Origin of the sequence: Alicyclobacillus fodiniaquatilis, from assembly GCF_042678105.1 — a bacterium.
In the GTDB taxonomy this organism is placed as follows: Bacteria; Bacillota; Bacilli; order Alicyclobacillales; family Alicyclobacillaceae; genus Alicyclobacillus; species Alicyclobacillus fodiniaquatilis.
In genome coordinates, this window is the sequence record NZ_JBHUCX010000075.1 from 1 (window position 1) to 19,646 (window position 19,646).

Sequence of the window (19,646 nt, forward strand, 5' to 3'; positions counted from 1 at the left end):
CTTGCTGTTGCGTACAACATGAACAATCTGTATGTCACTGCAAACATTAAAGAAACAGAGATCCAAGATGTTAAGGTTGGCGACGCCGTCGACGTTTATGTAGATGCATATCCGGGCACCTCCATTACAGGCACTGTCAGTCAAATTGGTCTGGCGACAGCTTCCTCATTTTCCCTGGTTCCATCAGACAGTACAAATGCCAATTTCACGAAAGTGACGCAAGTGATTCCCGTTACGATTACGCTACAAGGGGTACCAAGCGGTCTAGTTCCAGGTATGAGTGCAACTGTTCGTATACACAAGTAATGTACACGAGGTGCGACTAGTTTTCATTAGATGGAGGATGCATGATGAAAATATATGTAGTGTATGACAGTGAAATTGGACACACAGAGGCATTGGCTAAAGCGGTTGCCGAAGGTGCACAGGTAGGAACGGGGACCGATGTCCTTCTTCGTCACGTGCGTGCAGCGGATATTCGAGAATTAACGGACGTGGATGCCATCATCTGGGGCTGCCCAGGACACTTTGGCACCATCAGCTCTGACCTTAAGCAGTGGATCGACAAACTGGGTTATCTTTGGGCGCAGGGCGCATTGGTGGGCAAGGTTGGCGCTGCTTTTTGTACGACAGCGACTGTGCATGGCGGTATCGAAATGACCCTTTGGAATCTCATCACGCCGATGTTGCATAACGGCATGATTATTGTTGGACTACCACCAAATGTTCCAGAAAATGTGATGTACGGTTCTTACTATGGGGTCGGTATTACTTGCCCCGTTGAGCTTTCTGAAGATGCACCGCTGAATATGCCTACTGAAACTGATTTGGCCCTGGGCAGAGCTTTAGGGAGAAGAGTTGCTGAAATTACTGCCAAGATGGTGGGATAAGTACTCCGAAAAAGGGGTGACATGTATGGGGTTTTTAACGGTATTTGTCATTGTTATCGTCATTGTCTGTATACTCATCGTCGTTTTGAACCTTCGCTTCATGAAACGTGAAGAAAAGGAACACCAAACAAACGACAAAAAACACATGGAACAAACACAAGAAGTGACGAGACAAGCAGACACACTCGCTGTTGAGCCAGAATCACCGGTTCAGGGCACAACAGAGATGCCCATTGAAGAGCCGAATGGTCAGCCGCCTCGCAAAGCGCTGTCTCGTTCAGAAAGTACGATTTCTGATAACAGAATGCCAGACGGACATTACCGGATGGCCTTACGTCAAAAACTCAAACCAGATGGACCAAGAGAATTCGAGAAGTCAGCACAACAAGAAAATCTGAGCGAAGATGAAGTATACCGTTCGGCGCTGCGTTCGATGCAAAATAAAGAAGAGTGACGCAATCACCATTAACGGTTAACGGATGTGTGCTTGATGGACCATGATGAAGGCCAAGTCATTCACGTTTGTCCTTTTTGTCGTACTATGAACAGGGTGAACCCTGAAAAACTGCATCAGGCTGTATGTGGCATGTGTAAAAATCGGTTAGATGCTACGTATTACGACATTTTTGGCATCAGTCAGGATGACTCCTTGCACGATTTGAAGCACCGATATCACGCACTGACGAAAATGTGGCATCCCGACAAGAATCCGGGCGACATGCACGCAGCGGAAGTGTTTAAATCGATTAACCACGCTTATCGGATTCTCTCGGATCCACATGCGCGTCGAACCTATGATTTAACATTGAAAAAGCACGAGGTTGCTCAAATTGAGCATGAGTCTCGAGAACCGGATCATCCAAATAAAGAAATAGACGATAAGCAGTTCCAATTGAATTTAATGTTGGTGCTGATGATTGTCTGTGCGCTTGTTATGATCTTTATTGCTTTGGTTTTAGTGAGACAAGTTAGATGAACCCAGACTCTGCAAAGAGACTGGGTTTACTACGAAAGACATGTTGTCAATCATTCTGTGTAAAGCGTCTTTGTCAACCGCCATGCGGCACACCTCCGTCCAGATCCATGCTGATATCCACAGTATCCATGATCTTGCGCCAAAACACCATAACAAAACCAATCATGAGTTCCGCTCTGTGTAACCCATCGCTTGGTATCCCCTAAGTCTGTTCTAGTACATACGCGATAACATGGGAACATAGTCATCAACGTAGTCATAAATTTGAACTTCGTCCTTTAGGTCGTAAACACGGTGCAACCGTCCTGCATACTGTTGCAATGTTCCCTTCCAAGAAATTGGAAGAACAAGAAAAAGGGTATCTAGACGTTCATCGTCAAATCCTTCGCCGATAAACCGGCCAGTCGCGAGTATAACTCGCTCTTCTCCGATACAAAAGGTATGGTGATGAATTTCTACTTTTGGAACGAGTGAATGTTCCACAATCATCAAAGATAGCAGATACAAAACCACATACGCCAAGTGTGAATCCAGCTTCCACAACGTTGAAAGACTTTGCTTATTTCGCTGACCAGCTTGAAGGTGAACTCTTGGACGTTTATACCGCATTTCGTGACTACATGCTGGCACTTAACGACATCCAGGTAAAGCGACTGAAATACTACGAAGCATATAAACGTATTCGTAACGTTGCTACCGTGGTTATCCAGCCCCAAAAGAAAGACTTCCTGGTTTATATATCTACAAGACAGACAACATGGATTGGCAAATCACGGGCGTGGCTAGGGAAGTTGACAAGCTAGGTCACTGGGGCACAGGCGACCTGGAAATAACGATTCGCTCGATGAATGATTTAGAGAAGGCTAAACCTCTTCTTGAAAAAGCATATGACCGAAGTTAAGATGCAATTTGACACACAGGGAACATTGGGGGGCTACTGATGATGACATTCTCACAAAAGATTGAGTTTCTGCAGTCGTTTCCGGAACTGAACAAAAAGGAATTGCCCGATGGACGAGTTAACTTCTATTATGCCAACAGCCGCAAACAGGGCAAGGTGATCGTTCGCGAACTTTATCCGCCTACTGGAAACGGCTACTTATGTGGAAGATATATGTCGGATTTTAAGGTAGACGCCCGTGGATGGATCAACATAAGAGACGTAGGCAAGGAACAGCTAAGGACAATGGTTCTGGCTGCTATTTCATCAATGTCAAAATGACTAGAATTTCTTTTCATAATTTACCATGAAATCAAGTAAATCCTATAAATAAGTAAAAACCACGAACCTGTTAATCGGTTCGTGGTTTTTCATGGTGGAGGCGACGGGAATCGAACCCGCGTCCGAAGACCTCGCTACATGCACATCTACGGGCGTAGACCGTCAACTAGAGTCCCTGCCGCCCGCGGACGATCACGCTGGCGAACAGGCAAGTTCGTTCAAGTTTCGCTGGCGGTCCACGAACATGACCGCTAACTAGCCTGCTAAGTTGACGTTACAAAGTGTGCACAGGCGACACACGATGTAACGGCCTCGTTACCTAATTAGGCAGCGAGGGCGAGGTTGCTGCTGTTTGAGGTAAAGCGATTAGCTTTGCCAGTTAAAGAAGTTCCGCGTGATTAACGTGTGCGCAGCCCCACGGCCCGCCGTACATGCTCGAACAATCCCCGTCGAATCCAAAACGCCCCCGCGTTTTGGGGTCTCATGCGACGAGATGCATGGACGGTCTTGCTTGTTTTCCTGGCAACCTCTCATTTATGGATGAAACTAAATCATCTTTTTTCATGTCAGCGACGACATTTCGGGAATCAATCTTGCCTTCCGCTTTATCGCTCCGACATCAATTAGCTTACCACGCAGCAATGCAGCTGACAACCAAATCCTGTTGGCATCTTTGGATAAAGATTTACATCTATGCCATTCCACGTGAAACACAAAGCACAATCGCATCCTACTGAACCCTTAGCCTTTTTGCCGCTCGCGCAAAGCGCGTTGGATCTCGCGATTCGCATCCCGTTTTTTCATCGTCTCGCGCTTGTCGTGCAATTTTTTTCCCTTCGCTAAGCCCAATTCCACCTTGGCGAATCCATGCTTCAGGTACACCTTCGTCGGCACCAACGTGTACCCTTGTTCCCTGACCGCACCAAGCAGCCGACTGATTTCCTTCTTGTGCAGCAGACATTTGCGCGATCTCAATGGTTCATGGTTGTAGCGATTGCCCTGCTCATATGGCGCAACGTGCATGTTGTGCAGCCACACTTCACCATATTCGACGCGCGCGTATGCGTCCCGTAAACTGACCGATCCCTTGCGCATGGACTTGATCTCCGTTCCAGTGAGCACCAAGCCAGCCTCAAACGTCTCCTCGATGAAAAAATCGTGGTACGCTTTTCGATTTTGTGAAAGAATTTTACCTTCACCTGACTTGGCCATGCCACTCACTCCAACGTTCATCAAAGATTTGCCAAACGGCGTAGCTTTAATCTTAGCACGATTGCATCATGTGAACAAGATGTCCGCCGTCCATAGCGCGCTCACACAGGCGAGCACGTCGCGCATTTGCGACTATACCAGCAATCACAGCAACACTCATCAACCACCGCGTCGCTTGCGCTTTGCTCCACCGCCGCCAAAGCCGCCACGGCCACCCGACTTGCGCGCTGCCGATTTTGCACCAGCCTTTACGCCACCCTTGTGGCGCTTGCCTTGCGCGCGAAATCCCTCGCTACGGCTGATTCCCTGTCTGTCTCCACGCTCTCCTCGGCGATCATCGCCCCCGTAGCGCTCACCCCGTGTACCGCTGTCACGGTTGCCCAAATCGCCACGCGACTCACCGCGCGATTCATAGCGATCTCGACCACGACCGCCTCGTGCGCCTTCTTCCCGACGGTCAGCGCCCCCACGATAGCCTCCGCGTTCCTCACCGCGTCCGTACCCACGGCCGCCTCGACTACTACCTTCTTCCCGACGGTCAGTGCCGCCACGATAGCCTCCACGTTCCTCACCGCGTCCGTATCCACGGCCGCCTCGACTACTACCTTCTTCCCGGCGTTCTGCGCCGCCACGGTAACCTCCGCGTTCCTCGCCGCGTCCGGATCCACGGCCACCTCGTGCGCCTTCCTCCCGGCGGCCAGCGCCACCACGGTAGCCTCCGCGTTCCTCGCCGCGCCGGTCATCTCCAGCACCCGCACCTTGTCCAGCTCTGCGGCGTCCGCGTTCTCCGCTACCTGTTCGGCCACCACGACTAAACCCGGCGCCACGGTCACCGCGCGAACGTTCCTGCCAGTCGCCACGACCGCTGCTACCACGACCATTTCGATCCCGCCGACCACCATGCTCCGCTTCCCGTTCCGCCGTGTCCTGTTCGCGCGCTTCGCGTGGATCCGGAAAATCTTCATCCCACTCGTCATACGGCATATCTTGCACGGGCGGCTCCGCGTCGCGGCGAACCCCGTCGCGGCTAAAGCCACCTTCTACACGGCCGCCAGCGCCGCGCCCACCTCGATAACTTGCTGAATTGCCCCGCTGTGATGCAGGACTTGCTGTCTCTTTTCTCTCTTCCATGCGACGGCGTCGCTCCTTAGGTGATAAATCTTCATCGTAGACGATGGCCTCGCTCCCACTGCCACCGATATACGTTCCCTCACGGTAATGCGCCACAAGCGCAAAGTCAATCTGCAAATCTTCCTTGCTCGTGCGCAGCACCTCAATCCGCACCGGATCACCCAAACGGAACACGCGGCGCGTATGCTCGCCAATCAAGGCCATCTGGCGATCATTGAACGCATAGTAATCGTCGGCCAAGGTACTGATGTGGATGAGCCCCTCGACGCCGTTTTCCAATTGGATGAACAAGCCAAATTGCGTGACGCTGGAAATCATGCCGTCGAATTCTCCGCCAATGTGCGACTGCATGTATTCGACCATCTTGAGTTGATCGACCTCGCGCTCTGCGTCCTGCGCCAGGCGTTCGCGTTCGCTCGATTGACGGCTCGCTTCCTCGACAAATTCACGCAGACTGGCCTCGCGTTCATCTGACATGCCACCAGTCAACACTTCGCGCATAATGCGATGAATGGTCAAATCGGGATAGCGCCGGATGGGCGAGGTGAAGTGCGTGTAGTATTCTGCCGCCAGACCAAAGTGTCCGCTGCAATCCGGTCGATATTTGGCCTGCTGCATAGAACGCAACATCACAGTTGAGATCATCCGCGCCTCGCGCTTGCCCTCCACTTCCTGTAACACCGCCTGCAGTGCGCGCGGGTGAACGCTGCGTCCGCCGACGCCTTTGAGGTGATAGCCGAAATTGTGGAGAAAGACGTTTAAATCCAGCATCTTATCCGCTTCCGGCTCCTCGTGCACACGGTAGACAAAGGGCACGCCCAGCCAATGGAAATGCTCAGCGACCGTCTCGTTGGCCGCCAACATAAACTCCTCAATCAGCTTTTCCGCAATCGATCTCTGCCGTGGCACGATGTCCAGCGGCGTCCCCAATTCATCGACGACAATCTTGACTTCCTCAAAATCAAAGTCGACAGCGCCGCGGCGCATCCGCTTTTCGCGCAAGATTAAGGCCAATTGTTCCATGCGTTCAAACATCGGCACCAGCGGCGCATATTCGGCGCGGAGGGACTCATCGTGATCGACCAGGATTTTGCGTACGTTGTTGTAGGTCATCCGCGCGGTGGTTTTGATGATACTCGGGAAGATGTCGTGCTTGACGACAACGCCTTGGTCGTCGATCTCCATTTCGCAAGACAATGCCAATCTGTCCACGCGCGGGTTGAGCGAACAGATGTTGTTCGACAGCCGCTGCGGCAGCATTGGAATTACCCTATCGACGAGATAGACGCTGGTGCCGCGCCGGAATGCCTCTTTATCCAGCGTCCCACCCTGTTTTACATAGTAGCCGACATCCGCGATGTGGACGCCAAGCAGCATGTTGCCGTTCTCCAGTTCCTTGACATGCACTGCATCGTCGAGATCTTTGGCGTCCTCGCCGTCGATGGTGACGATGACTTCCTCGCGCAGATCCCGGCGTACGGCGATTTCCGCGGGGTCGATCTCAATCGGAATCGCTTCGGCCGCTTGGAGCACCTTCTCCGGGAACGTTTCCGGCAGCGCATATTTGCGAATGACGGACAGGATATCAATCCCCGGTTCGTCCGGATGCCCCAGCACCTCGACAACTTTGCCGACCGGTCCATGCGTCTCCGATGGAAAGGAGGTCAATTCCACCACGACAATATAGCCGTCGTGCGCTTCATGAATCTCTGCACTGGGGATGAAGATGTCCTCTTGAAATCGTTTGTCAATTGGATCGACAAAAGCGTGATGCTCATAAATCGTAATTTTGCCGACGATGTGTTCATTGGCCCGCTCCACCACGCGGACAATGACCCCTTCACGGTGTGGACCGCCCTTGCCTTGCCCTTCCACACGCGCCATCACCTTGTCACCGCTCATCGCGCCGTTCATTTCATGGGACGGGATATAGACGTCCGACTCGCCCGTCTGTTCAGAAATGACGAACCCGTAGCCGCGCGCCTTCATCTGCAATTTGCCGACCACCAGATTCATCGCCTCGGGCAAGGCGTAGCGATTCGTCTGCGAGCGGATAATCACGCCCTCGTCTTCAAGCTGGTTTAGGAGCTTGACGAGATCGCGAAAATCGTCTGCACTGGTGAGGTCAAACACCTCACTGAACTCTTGTACGGTCAGTGGTTTGTAAATGTCGCTTTCCATATAGTCCAGGATGTCTTCCCGTTGCATGCTAAGTTCACCTCATATTCATTACCGCCCGGATACAGTTTGTCCGCAGTCAGTGCGCAAACAACGTATCCCTAGTATGGACACAAAACACATGAAACGGCGCACATTCGCATGGAACTTTTTTCAAGGGCAAAGTGATAGAAAAAAAGGTGCCGCCTTCCTTGGCGACACCCCCTTTATCTCGTCTCGTCAACTGAAATGGTACAACACCGCAATGAACATCGTCACCAAGAAAAACAGAATCGCGAGCACCACTGTGACTTTTCCCAAAAACGGGTCAAGTCCTTTGGCTCTCCGGTTCGTGACTTGGTTCGAACCCCCGGTGATTACACCGGATAGACCCGCACTACGGCCCGACTGGAGTAGGATGACCAATATGAGTAAGACGCACAAGACCAAAAGCACAATCTTGGCTGCGAACATCATCCGTCTGTCACCTCCACTCCACGTATATTCCGGTGCCTAGTGTACCACGAATATCATTGTTGGACAAACGCGGATTTCCCTGCATACACAGCAGCAGCGCCGAGCTCTTCTTCAATGCGCAGCAACTGGTTGTATTTTGCGACCCGATCCGTCCGACTCGGTGCGCCAGTCTTGATTTGACCCGCGTTGGTCGCTACGGCGATGTCCGCGATGGTCGTATCTTCGCTTTCACCGGAACGGTGCGAAATCACGGAGGTGAAACGCGCCTTTTTCGCCATTTCGATGCAAGCGAACGTCTCGGTCAGTGTGCCGATTTGATTGACCTTGACCAAGATGGAGTTGGCGATGTCCTTGTCAATCCCTTGTTGCAAGCGTTCGGTGTTCGTCACGAAGAGATCGTCGCCGACCAATTGCACTTTGCCGCCAATTGCCTGGGTGAGTTTCTTCCAACCATCCCAATCGTCTTCAGACAAACCGTCTTCAATCGAAACGATAGGATATTGGCTGATGAGCTTCTCGTAATACGCAATCAAATCGTCAGCAGAACGTGTGACGCCTTCGCCTTCGAAGTGGTATGCGCCGTCTTTGTACAACTCGGTGGAAGCGACATCCAGCGCGATGGAAGCGTCTTTGCCCGGTTGATATCCAGCCTTCTGAATCGCTTCGACGATGATTTGGATGGCTTCTTCATTTGTCTTCAAGTTTGGCGCAAAGCCGCCTTCGTCGCCAACTGTGGTTGCCAAGCCTTTACTGCTGAGCACGCTCTTCAGGTTGTGGAAAATTTCCGCACCCATGCGCAATGCTTCACGGAACGTTGGCGCGCCATGCGGCACAACCATGAATTCCTGAATATCAACCGTGTTGTCCGCGTGCTTGCCGCCATTCAAGATGTTCATCATCGGCGTCGGCAATGTGCGCGCGTAGAACCCGCCGAGATAGCGATACAACGGAATGCCCAATTCAGCCGCTGCTGCCTTCGCAACCGCCATGGAAACGGTGAGAATCGCGTTGGCGCCGAGTTTCCCCTTGTTGTTGGTGCCATCGAGGTTGATGAGCAGTTCGTCAATCGCCACTTGATCCAGCGCTTCTTCACCAATCAATTCCGGCGTGATGATCTCGTTGACGTTCTTCACTGCGTTTTCTACGCCTTTGCCGAGGTAACGGCTCTTGTCGCCATCGCGCAGTTCTACAGCTTCGTGTGCGCCTGTGGAAGCGCCGGATGGCACGATGGCCCGGCCAATTGCGCCGCTTTCCAATTCCACTTCGACTTCAACCGTCGGGTTGCCGCGGGAGTCCAATACTTCACGTGCGTGTAAATCAAAAATCTCTGACATGTCAGTCGCTCCTCTTTCAACACTTTTTTAGTTTGGGACCAGGTGGTCCGCATATATACTTCACCAAGCACAATGACAACGCAAAGCGAACACTTCGTTGTGTCAGGCGTTCGGCGAGTCAACCAACAAAGATGTACCAGACATCTCTTTGGGTTGGTGAACACCCAAGAGCGCGAGCATCGTCGGCGCCAAATCGGCGAGAATGCCATCGCTTCGAAGCGAAATCCCCTTTTTGGTGACGATGAGCGGCACTGGATTGGTGGTGTGCGTCGTGCAGACCTCACCCGACTCTGGCAGCACCATCACGTCGGCATTGCCGTGATCGGCCGTGACCAAGGCAGTCCCTCCGACGGAGTTAAGCGCTTCGAGCACGGTGTTAAGACAGGTATCGACCGCTTCACAAGCCTTGATGGCCGCCTCAAGCACCCCAGTATGCCCGACCATGTCCGGATTCGCGAAATTCAAAATCATGACGTCGATCTCGCCCGATTTCAATCGCTTTGCCGCAGCATCCGCCACTTCGTACGCGCTCATTTCCGGCTGCAGGTCATAAGTCGCCACTTTCGGCGAGTTGATGAGCACCCGCTCTTCACCCGGAAATTCCTGTTCGCGGCCGCCGGAAAAGAAGAACGTCACATGCGGGTACTTCTCCGTCTCCGCGATGCGCAACTGCGTGAGCCCGGCGTTTGCCACCACTTCACCAAGCGTATTGGTCGGCCGATCTGGCGGATAGGCGATCTCACCGCCGACCGAATCGCTGTACTTGGTCATGGAAACGAAATGGACATGTGGCGGATTTGCGCCTCTATCGAAGCCGTCGAAGTCGTCATTGGTGAACGCCTGCGACAATTGAATGGCCCGATCCGGCCGGAAATTGGCGAAAATCAGCACGTCGCCGTCGGCAATTTTGCCGAGCGGTTGACCTGATTCGTCCACATGAACCAGCGGCAGGACGAATTCATCGGTGACATCCTTTGCGTAACTGGCGCGGATGGCGCCAACCAAATCCTGTGTCGCTTCGCCTTCACCGTGTACCATGACGTCATACGCCTTGCTGACGCGCTCCCAGCGCTTGTCGCGATCCATCGCGTAATAGCGGCCAATGACGCTGCCGATGACGCCTGTGCCGAGATCATTCATCAGCGCTTCGACGCGCTCAATGTGCCCGGCGCCAGTTTTCGGGCTGGTGTCGCGGCCATCGAGGAACGCGTGGAGCACGACCTTCGGCACTTCCCTACCTGCCGCCATCCGCAAAAGCCCCAAGATATGCTCGATATGGCTATGCACGCCGCCGTCTGACACGAGGCCGCAGATGTGCAGGGTCTTGTCATTGCGGACGGCTTTGTTGATGGCGCGCTTGAGCACTTCATTTTGAAAGAAGTCGCCATCGCGAATCGCCTTGCTGATTTTGGTCAAATCTTGGTACAATACCCGGCCAGCGCCGATGTTCGAATGGCCAACTTCCGAATTTCCGAACTGCCCATCCGGCAGTCCGACAGCTTCACCGCTCGCTTCCAACTGCGTGTGCGGGAAGGTTTCCCACAGCTTGTCAAACGTGGGCGTCTTCGCGAGTTTGACCGCATTTCCCTGCTCACTGTCGCGCAAGCCAAAGCCGTCGAGAATGATGAGCGCAACAGGACCATTGCCGCTGGGACGGTCTTTGCGGGTGAAATTGGCATCACTCACGCGTCGGCACCTCCAATGGCTTGGGCCATATCGGCAAATGACGCGGCATCGAGGCTAGCGCCGCCAACCAACCCGCCATCAATATCCGGTTGAGCGAGGAACGACGCAATGTTATTCGGCTTGACACTGCCGCCATACAGAATCCGAACAGATGCCGCAGCAGTTTCACCAAACTGCGCCGCCACCAGTTGGCGGATCTCCTTGGCGACCACCTGTGCGTCTTCTGCGGTCGCTGTCTTGCCCGTGCCAATCGCCCAAACCGGCTCGTACGCGATGACCGCTGCGGCCACTTGGTCCGCTTGCAGCCCGGCAAGTCCTTTTTGAACTTGCGCTGCGACAATGTCGTTGGTCTTGCCACTTTCCTTTTCCGAGAGATTCTCACCGACGCACAGCACCGGCACCATGCCGTGCTCCACAATCGCGCGCACTTTGCGTTCAATCAATTCGTCGGTTTCAGCAAACAGCGTGCGGCGCTCGGAATGTCCAGCTAGGACATATTGCGTCCCGAACTCGACAAGCATCGGCGGTGAAATTTCACCTGTATATGCGCCTTCTGTTTCTGGATAGACGTTCTGAGCGCCAATTTTCACTTGAGCCGGCAACATCACACGCAACACGTGCAGGGATGTAAACGGTGCGCAGACTACGTAATCAATCCCACTGACCAAATCAGCGGAACGCTGACCCAAATTTTCAGCAAACTGCCTGGCTTCAGCAACGGTCTTGTACATCTTCCAGTTGCCCATCAGCAATGGTGTTCTAGCCATTTTTGTCCCACCTTTCAGAAGTAAGCGTCCCGCAAATTGAACAAAAAGATATGCGGCAACGCTAAAGTGTCAATTTGTCACGCCCAACAAAGCCGACATGGCTCTTTCAAATCACTTGTCGGCAATGGCCTCCACACCAGGCAAAGCCTTGCCTTCAAGGAATTCCAGCGATGCGCCGCCGCCTGTGGACACGTGCGACATCTTGCTCGCCACCCCGGCTTGCTCCACCGCCGCCACCGAATCGCCGCCGCCGACGATAGTCGTTGCGTCTGCTTCCACCATCGCCTGGGCGATGGCAAACGTCCCTTTGGCAAAGGCCGGCATTTCAAATACGCCCATTGGACCATTCCAAATGACCGTTTTGGCAGATTTGATTTCTTTTTGGTACAAAGCGATGCTATCTGGCCCAATGTCCAACGCCATCTCGTCCGCCTCGATCTCGTTGACTTGGCGTACCGCATGCTCTGCATCTGCGGCAAACGCTTTAGCCGCGATGACGTCCGTCGGCAACAACAGGCGACTGCCGTGCTGCTTGGCCAATTCGAGCAACTTGCCTGCCGTCTCAAGCGCATCCGCTTCGACGAGCGATTTGGCCATGTCGTAACCTTGCACCGCCAAAAATGTATTCGCCATGCCGCCGCCAATCAAGAGCGCATCCACTTTCGGCAGCAGATTTTCAATCACCTGAATTTTATCAGAAACTTTCGCGCCGCCAATGATGGCGACAAACGGACGTTTCGGGCTTGCCAGCGCTTCGCCCATAATGCCGACTTCTTTTTCCATCAGATAGCCTGCGACGCTCGGCAGATAATCAGCAACCCCTGCGGTGGAAGCATGCGCCCGATGCGCTGTGCCAAACGCGTCATTGACAAACACATCCCCGAGCTCAGCCAATGCTTCAGCCAAATCCGCGCGATTTTTCTCCTCGCCAGCATAAAAGCGGACGTTTTCCAAAAGCAGAACGTCGCCTTCATGCAGAGCGGCAACCGCTTCTTTCACTTTTTCCCCGATGCAATCATCAACAAAAGACACATGTCCTTCGCCGAGCAGTCCCTGCAAATGTTCAGCCACCGGACGCAACGAATACTTGTCATTACGCTCTCCCTTTGGCCGCCCCAGGTGGCTCATCAAAATGACACGTGCCCCGTGTTCTTTCAGGTATGTAATCGTCGGCAGTGCAGCGCGAATGCGTGTGTCATCTGTAATTTCACCCGCATCGTTCATCGGTACGTTAAAATCCACCCGCACCAATGCCCGCTTTCCCTGCCACTCAATGTCTTCAATCGTCTTCTTTGCCACTCCTTGCGCCTCCTGTCAAACGACGATACGTGCAATGACTGTATTCTATTGTACCAGACAAGTACAAGCCACAAAAAGGTGCGCATAAAAGTTCATCCAAATCCATGGGCGTATTACAAGACAGAATGCCCGACAGCAGTTGGGCTCATTGTAGACTAAAACGGACGTTTGAAACATAGACATGAAAATCAGCGAAGATTTCGCGGAGGTGACGACCCTTGCAAATCGGAATTATTGGCACTGGACAAATGGGCGGCATGCTCGCACGTGCCTTCGCCCAGACCGCCCCGGATGTCGTCTATATCTACAACAGATCCCGCGTGAAAGCAGAAAGTGTGGCCGCCGACCACACAAACATCGTCATCTGCGACCAGTGGCAAAGCCTCATTTCACGCGTTGACACAGTATTTTTGTGCACGAAAGTCAAAGATGGATTGGCATTTGTGCAAGAAAACGGCGGCCTCTTGCGCAACAACCAGTTGCTCGTGACGACCATCAGCAGTGTGGACCTTGACCACTGGCGCACGATCACGGCCGCCACGCCAGTCAAATTGATTCCCAGCCTCACACAAACGGTGGCGCGTGGCGTCATTCTGCTGTCCTATCCCAGACAAATGCCGCAAGAAAGCAGCATAGCGCTCGAAAATCGGTTAGGGCAGATAGGGCAACCCTGTGTCGTAGACGAAGGACAAGTGCGTGTCTGTTCCGACATCGCCAGTTGCGGCCCGGCCTTCCTCTCGACCATATGCCAGGGATGGGCGCAGGCAGCAGCGCAGACAGGTGTCGTGGATCGCCTTACCGCCGACAAATTGATCAGAGATATGCTCGTCGGACTGGCGGGGCTGTTGGAGGCGGGGATGAGCTTTGACGACGTGATCAGACGAATTCGCGTTCCTGGCGGCGTGACAGAACGAGGCATTGAAAGCATGGAGGATGCACCGCAGAGACTGTTTGCTCGGCTGCATGCCGAAACCACTCACTTCTCGTCGCACGGGGCGCATTCCTCATTACCAGATTCGCTCTCTTCTTCAAGAGCCTAGGGGACATCCGAAAATCCATCCAATTGAATGAATCAATGAGCATATCTGGTGTTTGACAAGAGCCGCAAACACCAAGATATGTTCGATTTTGATTGTTATAGAACAAATCCCTGCACGTTCCCTATATTGGAGGATGATGGAATTTGACGCGAATCATGACAACCTTTGTCGAACGATGAGAATTTTAGCTATATTTGCTTGTTTCATTTTGCCATACCACGCATAATAAAACCAAGCTTTAATTAAAGGTGGATCCTAACAATGGGCTATCGAACATCTCAATTCGGAACAGCACTCGCCCGGAGACCACCCTTGCTAGGACTGTCACGGCGTATTGAAATCGGAAAACGCTCAACGTCATCCCGTGTGGAGTCAACTTATGATTTTTCAGAGCGCAAAGCGGCAAATGCGCGTTTGTGCGAGTTGACGCGGACGTTTTTCGTCAATTTACCGGGCGAAACATCGTACATTGCGCTCCTGTTGGACAGTGACAACGTCATTCTTGAGTGCATCGCCATTCGGCAAAACATCACGACGCTTCAGGCAACAGATTTGTGCCCAGGTGCTGTCTTTGCACTCAAGCGTGAAAATGAACCTTGTTTGGAGACAGGCGCGCAGGTCATCGACCCGGGTCTTGCTTTTCCGTCGCTTGAAGGTAACTGGCAGGGTGTCGCCGTGGTCTTAAAACATCCCATCGCTCCGATTCGCAACAAAAAAATCGTGTTGTTGTCAGAGTCGCCAGATGCTGTTTCCTCTCTCAAACAGGTCACGCTGATCGCGGTGCACGCCATTGAGCAATTGTGGGATTCAACCGGAGGGTTGGAAGAGTTAGTCGAAGAATCTACCAACAACGGCGTGCTGGATCAACTGCAAATGAAGTTGCGCGAATTTGAAAAGGCGTCGTCGCTTGCATCTTTGACCGCAGGCATCGCACATGAAATCCGCAATCCACTCACAACCGCCCGCGGTTTTTTACAGTTGTTTGAGCAGCGTTCCGACAGTGGGCAAGACAAAGAATACATCGAATTGACCATTCGCGAACTGGATCGAATCCAGGCCCTTTTACAGGATTTCATGGGTTTGGCCAGACCAGATTGCGAGCATTTTCAAGAAATTGATGCGCGAAATTTGACGGCATCTGTATACCAATTTTTATCTCCTGAAGCCAGTCTGTGCAATGTCGAATTGGTTTGTGACGTACCGGAACATCCAGTGATGATTCGACTGCATCCGGGCAGAATCAAGCAGGTGCTCATCAATCTGATGCAAAACGCTGTGCATGCGTGTGACAAGCAAGGGCATGTCACGCTGTCTGTGCACGATTTTGACAACTACATCACGCTCTCCATCATTGACAATGGTTGCGGTATCACGGATTTGCACCAGCTGTTTCGCCCTTTTTTCACGACCAAACAAACTGGCACAGGACTTGGCATGTTTGTCAGCAAACACATTGTCGAAGAGCACTATGGTCACATTCAAGTCGACTCAATGCAAAACAAAGGCACCACCGTGACCATTTATCTGCCAAAGTTGACACTTTCAACTGTTTGAGTCGTTTTGTGGCCTATTTCGCTTCAGCGTAGGCCCAGCGTGAGAAACTGAAGACAATCTCCCCCGCGCCGGATCGACGTCGGGGGATTTTTTCGTCTTCAACTGGTTCAGCCTATCAAATTGTCCAATTCATCCACCAACCCATCAAATTGGCGAAGCGCTTCGCGAACCGGCTCTGGTGATTCCATATCAACGCCAGCTTTGCGCAACAAGTTGATGGGGTAATCCGATCCGCCGGAGGACAAGAACGCAATATAGTCGTTGACTGCAGGTTGTCCCTCACTCAAGATTCGCCGTGACAACGCGATGGCTGCCGAAATGCCAGTCGCATATTTGTACACGTAAAATGGCGTGTAGAAGTGCGGAATCCGCATCCATTCGTGCGCAATTTGCGGATTGACGTTACATACCGCCGCGAAGAACTGCTGGTTCAACTCAGCATATGTCGCATCGAGCCAGTCAGGCGTCAAAGCTTCCCCTTGTTCGACGCGCGCATGGGTCAACTTCTCAAACTCCGCGAACATCGTTTGCCGGAACAGGGTGCCGCGGATGGTCTCCAGTTGATGATTCAAGATATACGCGCGCTTGCCCTTGTCGTCGGTCGTCTTCAGCAGGTGATCTAGGAGCAATGCCTCATTGCAGGTAGAGGCCACTTCTGCGACAAAGATGGTGTACCCCGCGTAAACCGATGGCTGTGCGCGATGCGAGAAGTAGGTATGCATAGAATGCCCGAGTTCATGCGCCAACGTGAACATGTTGTCGAGCGAATCGTGATAATTGAGCAACATGTAGGGGTGTGTGCCGTAAGCCCCCCAGGAGTATGCGCCGCTGCGCTTGCCCTTGTTCTCGTAGACGTCGACCCACCGACTTTTGAACCCATTCGAGGCGATGTCGCAGTACTCGTCGCCCAATACCCGCACTGCCTGAAGTACGGTCTCTTTCGCCTCTTCAAACGGCACCTTCCAGTCGACATCCTGGACCATTGGCGTGTAGAGATCGTACATCTGCAAGTCGTCAATGCCCAAAACCTTTTTGCGCAGACGCAGATATTTTTGCAAAGACGGCAAAAATTCGTGCACAGTGGCAATCAGGTTGTCATACACGGTTACAGGCACATTGTCCGAATTGAGCGACGCTTCGCGCGCTGACGGAAAATGACGCACGCGAGCGCTGACAGCACCGCGTTTGACATTCGCCGAGAACATGGCGGCCACCGTGTTGCGATGTTTCTCGTACGTCGCGTACACTGCCTCAAACGCATTTTTGCGGACATCGCGATTTTTGCTTTCCAACAACTGAATGTACCGACCATGCGTAATTTCAACTTCGTCGCCATCCTCATCCCGAATTGACGGGAAGACCATGTCTGCGTTGTTGTACATCTCGAAGATGTCGCTGGGCGCATTGAGCACTTCGCCAAACGAAGCCAGCAACTGTTCTTGATCCGGCGAGAGCACATGTGGCTTTTCACGCGTGATTTCCTCGAGCGCAAACCGATACAACTGCAGCCCCGACTCGGCTTCCAACATCGTCTTCAGGGCCTGTTCATCGATGGTCAATACCTCCGGCACGAAAAACGCCATGGCGCTATTTGTCTTGACCAATAGCGCAAACGCTTTATCTTGCAGTTCTTGCGCCTGTGAGTTAGACGTGTCCTCATCCAGGTGCATTTTGGCGTACACGTACAGTTTGCCGACAATTTCATCGATTTTATCGTGCAGGCGCAAGGCTTCAAGCAAGGTGCCAGCAGATTCGCCAAGTTTCCCCTGCATGCCCGCGAATGCGCCGAGTAATCGGTCAAGCTCAGCCGCATCTTTTTGCCAGTCTGCTTCTGTTTTGTAGATGGCGTTTAAATCCCACTTGTATTCGTCTGCAATCTCCTCGCGCCGCCGCAGTTTTTTGCTGGCGTCCGGCTCTGCTTTCCAGTGCTTTTCCAACGAAAATGTACGATACCGATTCAACATGATTTCTCCTCCTATGCGTCCAGTGGGATTTCTTGTGCATGGGCGTAAGCCATCTGCTCCGGGGTGAACGCCCCTGGCAGCAGTTCGCCGACGGTGGTCTTTCGCACCGCCCCTTTGATGTTCGACAGAAAAACGGGTGTGTCAGGCGCGCAAAACTCGGCAAACACTTGACGACAGGCCCCACAGGGCGACACAGGCTCCGGCGCATCCGCCACCACCGCGATGGCCGCTACATCGAACGCCCCGTGTTCAAGTTGCGTCAGTGCAGTAAACACGGCGCTCCGCTCAGCGCAGTTGGTCAGGCCATACGATGCGTTCTCAATGTTCGCGCCTGTGATGATGCGCCCGTCGCGCATGCGAAGCGCCGCGCCGACAGCAAAACCAGAATACGGCGTGTACGCCTTTTGCCTTGCCGCCTTGGCTGCATCAAGCAGTTCCGCGTCCCCGTCAGTCTTCTGCACGAAGCGAATGTAGCCAAGCACATGTTGCGGCTTAGCCACCGGCGCATCCTGAATGACGAACACATCGCGAAGCGCTTCCATACACGCCTGTGCATCCGCTTCCGACGCCGCATGCACTTCAAGCAGCACATCACCGACAGAGACAGTGTCACCTACTTTTGCACGCAACACGATGCCGACCGCCGGATCGACAGCCTCGTCTTTGGTCGACCGCCCGGCGCCCAAGCGCATCGCCGCTTCCCCCACTGATAACGCAGGCAATGCTGCGATACAACCTGCGCGCGTCGCCGTCATTTCGCGGATCACTGCCGCCTGCGGCAGCTTTTGTGGCTCATCGACAACCGAAGCATCGCCGCCTTGCGCGGTGATAAACGCACGCAGCTTAGCGAGTGCGCTACCATCCTCCAGCGCGCGGACAAGCCGCGTTCTGGCCGCGTCTACATCATCCGCCGCCCCCGCTAAAACCGCCATCTCTGCTGCCAGCGCCAGACAAACCTCTGTCAAATCCGTAGGTCCTTGATTCGCCAAGGTGAGGATGGCCTCGCGCACCTCAAGCGCGTTGCCAACAGCATACCCCAGCGGCTCTTCCATACTGGAGAGCACGGCAACGGTATTCCGTCCAGCGTGGTTCCCGATTTCGACCATGGTGCGCGCCAATCGCCGCGCATCGTCCGCCGTCTTCATAAACGCGCCATCGCCTACTTTGACATCAAGTACGATGGCATCCGCGCCGCTGGCCAATTTTTTGCTCATGATGGAACTGGCGATGAGCGGAATGGATTCCACCGTCGCCGTGACATCGCGCAAGGCGTACAAGCGCTTATCGGCCGGCGCTAAATCTCCCGTCTGACCTGCGACAGCCACACCGATGGATTTGACCTGCTGGACAAACGCTTGCCCGGATAGTGACGTTTGAAACCCAGGAATGGCTTCCAACTTATCGATGGTGCCCCCAGTATGCCCAAGCCCGCGCCCTGACATCTTGGCCACAGGCACACCTATCGCCGCCAACAGCGGCGCCAAGACAAGCGTGGTCTTATCGCCCACACCGCCTGTACTGTGTTTGTCCACCTTTACACCCGGAATCTCCGTCAAATCCAGGGAATCCCCAGAGGCGGCCATTGCCCTTGTCAAATTCGCCATCTCTTCCGTATTCATGCCGCGCCAGCAGACTGCCATTAAAAACGCGCTCATCTGGTAGTCTGGTATCTCGCCAGCGAGATACCCGTCCATGAGCGCTTGTATTTCTTCTTTTTGCAGCGCGAGGCCACGCCGTTTTTTGTCAATGAGATCAACGGCCCGCATAATGCGCCTCCTCACCCATTCTAGATGAAATAAATTGGCAGCGTATGCTTTGATGGTAACACAATCACCCGGCGAAAGCGAAAGGGATGTCTCAAAATCGTTTGAGATTAGATATTGCTTCACGTGGTACACTGAAATCGGTTTTGTTTCATATGAAGACCGCCATGTACA

Annotated in this window: 17 protein-coding genes and 1 other RNA gene; 8 read left to right on the forward strand and 10 right to left on the reverse strand. The window is 53.1% G+C overall.

What is annotated here, in order from left to right:
* The 6 genes from ACFSB2_RS18825 to ACFSB2_RS18855 form a co-directional block, all read left to right on the forward strand.
* Positions 1-306 (forward strand): HlyD family secretion protein (locus tag ACFSB2_RS18825; RefSeq protein WP_377944639.1); only part of this gene is annotated, 306 nt, incomplete at its 5' end.
* A 44-nt stretch (positions 307-350) separates the two neighbouring features.
* A complete protein-coding gene (locus ACFSB2_RS18830; protein ID WP_377944041.1) occupies positions 351-890 on the forward strand; it encodes an NAD(P)H-dependent oxidoreductase in 540 nt (179 codons plus the stop codon).
* A gap of 25 nt (positions 891-915) precedes the next feature.
* Positions 916-1,344, forward strand: a complete 429-nt coding sequence (locus tag ACFSB2_RS18835; protein WP_377944640.1) for a hypothetical protein — start codon at positions 916-918, stop codon at positions 1,342-1,344.
* A gap of 36 nt (positions 1,345-1,380) precedes the next feature.
* Positions 1,381-1,866 carry a DnaJ domain-containing protein gene (locus ACFSB2_RS18840; protein WP_377944641.1) on the forward strand — a complete coding sequence of 162 codons (486 nt, stop codon included), beginning with the start codon at positions 1,381-1,383 and terminating at the stop codon, positions 1,864-1,866.
* 461 nt (positions 1,867-2,327) lie between these two features.
* Positions 2,328-2,669 carry a hypothetical protein gene (locus ACFSB2_RS18850; protein WP_377944730.1) on the forward strand — a complete coding sequence of 114 codons (342 nt, stop codon included), beginning with the start codon at positions 2,328-2,330 and terminating at the stop codon, positions 2,667-2,669.
* Between the two features lie 137 nt (positions 2,670-2,806).
* Positions 2,807-3,088 carry a hypothetical protein gene (locus tag ACFSB2_RS18855; RefSeq protein ID WP_377944643.1) on the forward strand — a complete coding sequence of 94 codons (282 nt, stop codon included), beginning with the start codon at positions 2,807-2,809 and terminating at the stop codon, positions 3,086-3,088.
* Positions 3,089-3,180: 92 nt separating this feature from the next.
* On the opposite strand, the gene ssrA is transcribed toward ACFSB2_RS18855, so the two are convergent.
* From ssrA to ACFSB2_RS18895, 8 genes are all read right to left on the reverse strand, one after another.
* Positions 3,181-3,556: a transfer-messenger RNA gene (gene ssrA / locus ACFSB2_RS18860) on the reverse strand.
* Positions 3,557-3,829: 273 nt separating this feature from the next.
* Complete coding sequence (smpB, locus tag ACFSB2_RS18865; protein ID WP_377944644.1) at positions 3,830-4,300, reverse strand: SsrA-binding protein SmpB; 471 nt, start codon at positions 4,298-4,300, stop codon at positions 3,830-3,832.
* Between the two features lie 159 nt (positions 4,301-4,459).
* Positions 4,460-7,639: a ribonuclease R gene (gene rnr, locus ACFSB2_RS18870; RefSeq protein ID WP_377944645.1), complete on the reverse strand. Its 3,180-nt coding sequence runs from the start codon at positions 7,637-7,639 to the stop codon at positions 4,460-4,462.
* 189 nt (positions 7,640-7,828) lie between these two features.
* Entirely contained in the window at positions 7,829-8,065 is a 237-nt protein-coding gene (secG, locus tag ACFSB2_RS18875; protein ID WP_377944646.1) for a preprotein translocase subunit SecG, read from the reverse strand.
* Between the two features lie 53 nt (positions 8,066-8,118).
* Positions 8,119-9,399: a phosphopyruvate hydratase gene (gene eno, locus ACFSB2_RS18880; RefSeq protein WP_377944647.1), complete on the reverse strand. Its 1,281-nt coding sequence runs from the start codon at positions 9,397-9,399 to the stop codon at positions 8,119-8,121.
* Between the two features lie 102 nt (positions 9,400-9,501).
* On the reverse strand, positions 9,502-11,085 hold the full coding sequence (gpmI, locus tag ACFSB2_RS18885; protein ID WP_377944648.1) for a 2,3-bisphosphoglycerate-independent phosphoglycerate mutase: 1,584 nt from the start codon (positions 11,083-11,085) through the stop codon (positions 9,502-9,504).
* Positions 11,082-11,852 (reverse strand): triose-phosphate isomerase, encoded by a 771-nt coding sequence (gene tpiA / locus ACFSB2_RS18890; protein ID WP_377944649.1) that lies wholly within the window; start codon positions 11,850-11,852, stop codon positions 11,082-11,084. Before tpiA ends, gpmI begins: the two co-directional genes overlap by 4 nt.
* A gap of 111 nt (positions 11,853-11,963) precedes the next feature.
* Positions 11,964-13,151 carry a phosphoglycerate kinase gene (locus tag ACFSB2_RS18895; RefSeq protein ID WP_377944650.1) on the reverse strand — a complete coding sequence of 396 codons (1,188 nt, stop codon included), beginning with the start codon at positions 13,149-13,151 and terminating at the stop codon, positions 11,964-11,966.
* 218 nt (positions 13,152-13,369) lie between these two features.
* On the opposite strand from ACFSB2_RS18895, the gene ACFSB2_RS18900 reads away from it, so the two are divergent.
* Entirely contained in the window at positions 13,370-14,191 is an 822-nt protein-coding gene (locus tag ACFSB2_RS18900) for a pyrroline-5-carboxylate reductase dimerization domain-containing protein (RefSeq protein WP_377944651.1), read from the forward strand.
* A 261-nt stretch (positions 14,192-14,452) separates the two neighbouring features.
* Positions 14,453-15,745, forward strand: a complete 1,293-nt coding sequence (locus ACFSB2_RS18905; protein ID WP_377944652.1) for an ATP-binding protein — start codon at positions 14,453-14,455, stop codon at positions 15,743-15,745.
* Between the two features lie 107 nt (positions 15,746-15,852).
* On the opposite strand, the gene pepF is transcribed toward ACFSB2_RS18905, so the two are convergent.
* Both pepF and ACFSB2_RS18915 read right to left on the reverse strand, forming a co-directional pair.
* Entirely contained in the window at positions 15,853-17,709 is a 1,857-nt protein-coding gene (gene pepF / locus ACFSB2_RS18910) for an oligoendopeptidase F (RefSeq protein WP_377944653.1), read from the reverse strand.
* Between the two features lie 11 nt (positions 17,710-17,720).
* The gene (locus tag ACFSB2_RS18915) at positions 17,721-19,475 is read right to left on the reverse strand and encodes a pyrimidine-nucleoside phosphorylase (RefSeq protein WP_377944654.1); all 1,755 of its coding nucleotides are present in this window, start codon (positions 19,473-19,475) and stop codon (positions 17,721-17,723) included.
* Positions 19,476-19,646 lie beyond the last annotated feature (171 nt).

What these genes read in the sequence shown, in the direction of transcription:
- ACFSB2_RS18830 (WP_377944041.1), top strand. Translation starts at nt 351, where the DNA reads ATGAAAATATATGTAGTGTATGACAGTGAAATTGGACACACAGAGGCA.
- ACFSB2_RS18835 (WP_377944640.1), top strand. Translation starts at nt 916, where the DNA reads ATGGGGTTTTTAACGGTATTTGTCATTGTTATCGTCATTGTCTGTATA.
- ACFSB2_RS18840 (WP_377944641.1), top strand. Translation starts at nt 1,381, where the DNA reads ATGGACCATGATGAAGGCCAAGTCATTCACGTTTGTCCTTTTTGTCGT.
- ACFSB2_RS18855 (WP_377944643.1), top strand. Translation starts at nt 2,807, where the DNA reads ATGATGACATTCTCACAAAAGATTGAGTTTCTGCAGTCGTTTCCGGAA.
- smpB (WP_377944644.1), bottom strand. Translation starts at nt 4,300, where the DNA reads ATGGCCAAGTCAGGTGAAGGTAAAATTCTTTCACAAAATCGAAAAGCG.
- rnr (WP_377944645.1), bottom strand. Translation starts at nt 7,639, where the DNA reads ATGCAACGGGAAGACATCCTGGACTATATGGAAAGCGACATTTACAAA.
- secG (WP_377944646.1), bottom strand. Translation starts at nt 8,065, where the DNA reads ATGATGTTCGCAGCCAAGATTGTGCTTTTGGTCTTGTGCGTCTTACTC.
- eno (WP_377944647.1), bottom strand. Translation starts at nt 9,399, where the DNA reads ATGTCAGAGATTTTTGATTTACACGCACGTGAAGTATTGGACTCCCGC.
- tpiA (WP_377944649.1), bottom strand. Translation starts at nt 11,852, where the DNA reads ATGGCTAGAACACCATTGCTGATGGGCAACTGGAAGATGTACAAGACC.
- ACFSB2_RS18905 (WP_377944652.1), top strand. Translation starts at nt 14,453, where the DNA reads ATGGGCTATCGAACATCTCAATTCGGAACAGCACTCGCCCGGAGACCA.
- pepF (WP_377944653.1), bottom strand. Translation starts at nt 17,709, where the DNA reads ATGTTGAATCGGTATCGTACATTTTCGTTGGAAAAGCACTGGAAAGCA.
- ACFSB2_RS18915 (WP_377944654.1), bottom strand. Translation starts at nt 19,475, where the DNA reads ATGCGGGCCGTTGATCTCATTGACAAAAAACGGCGTGGCCTCGCGCTG.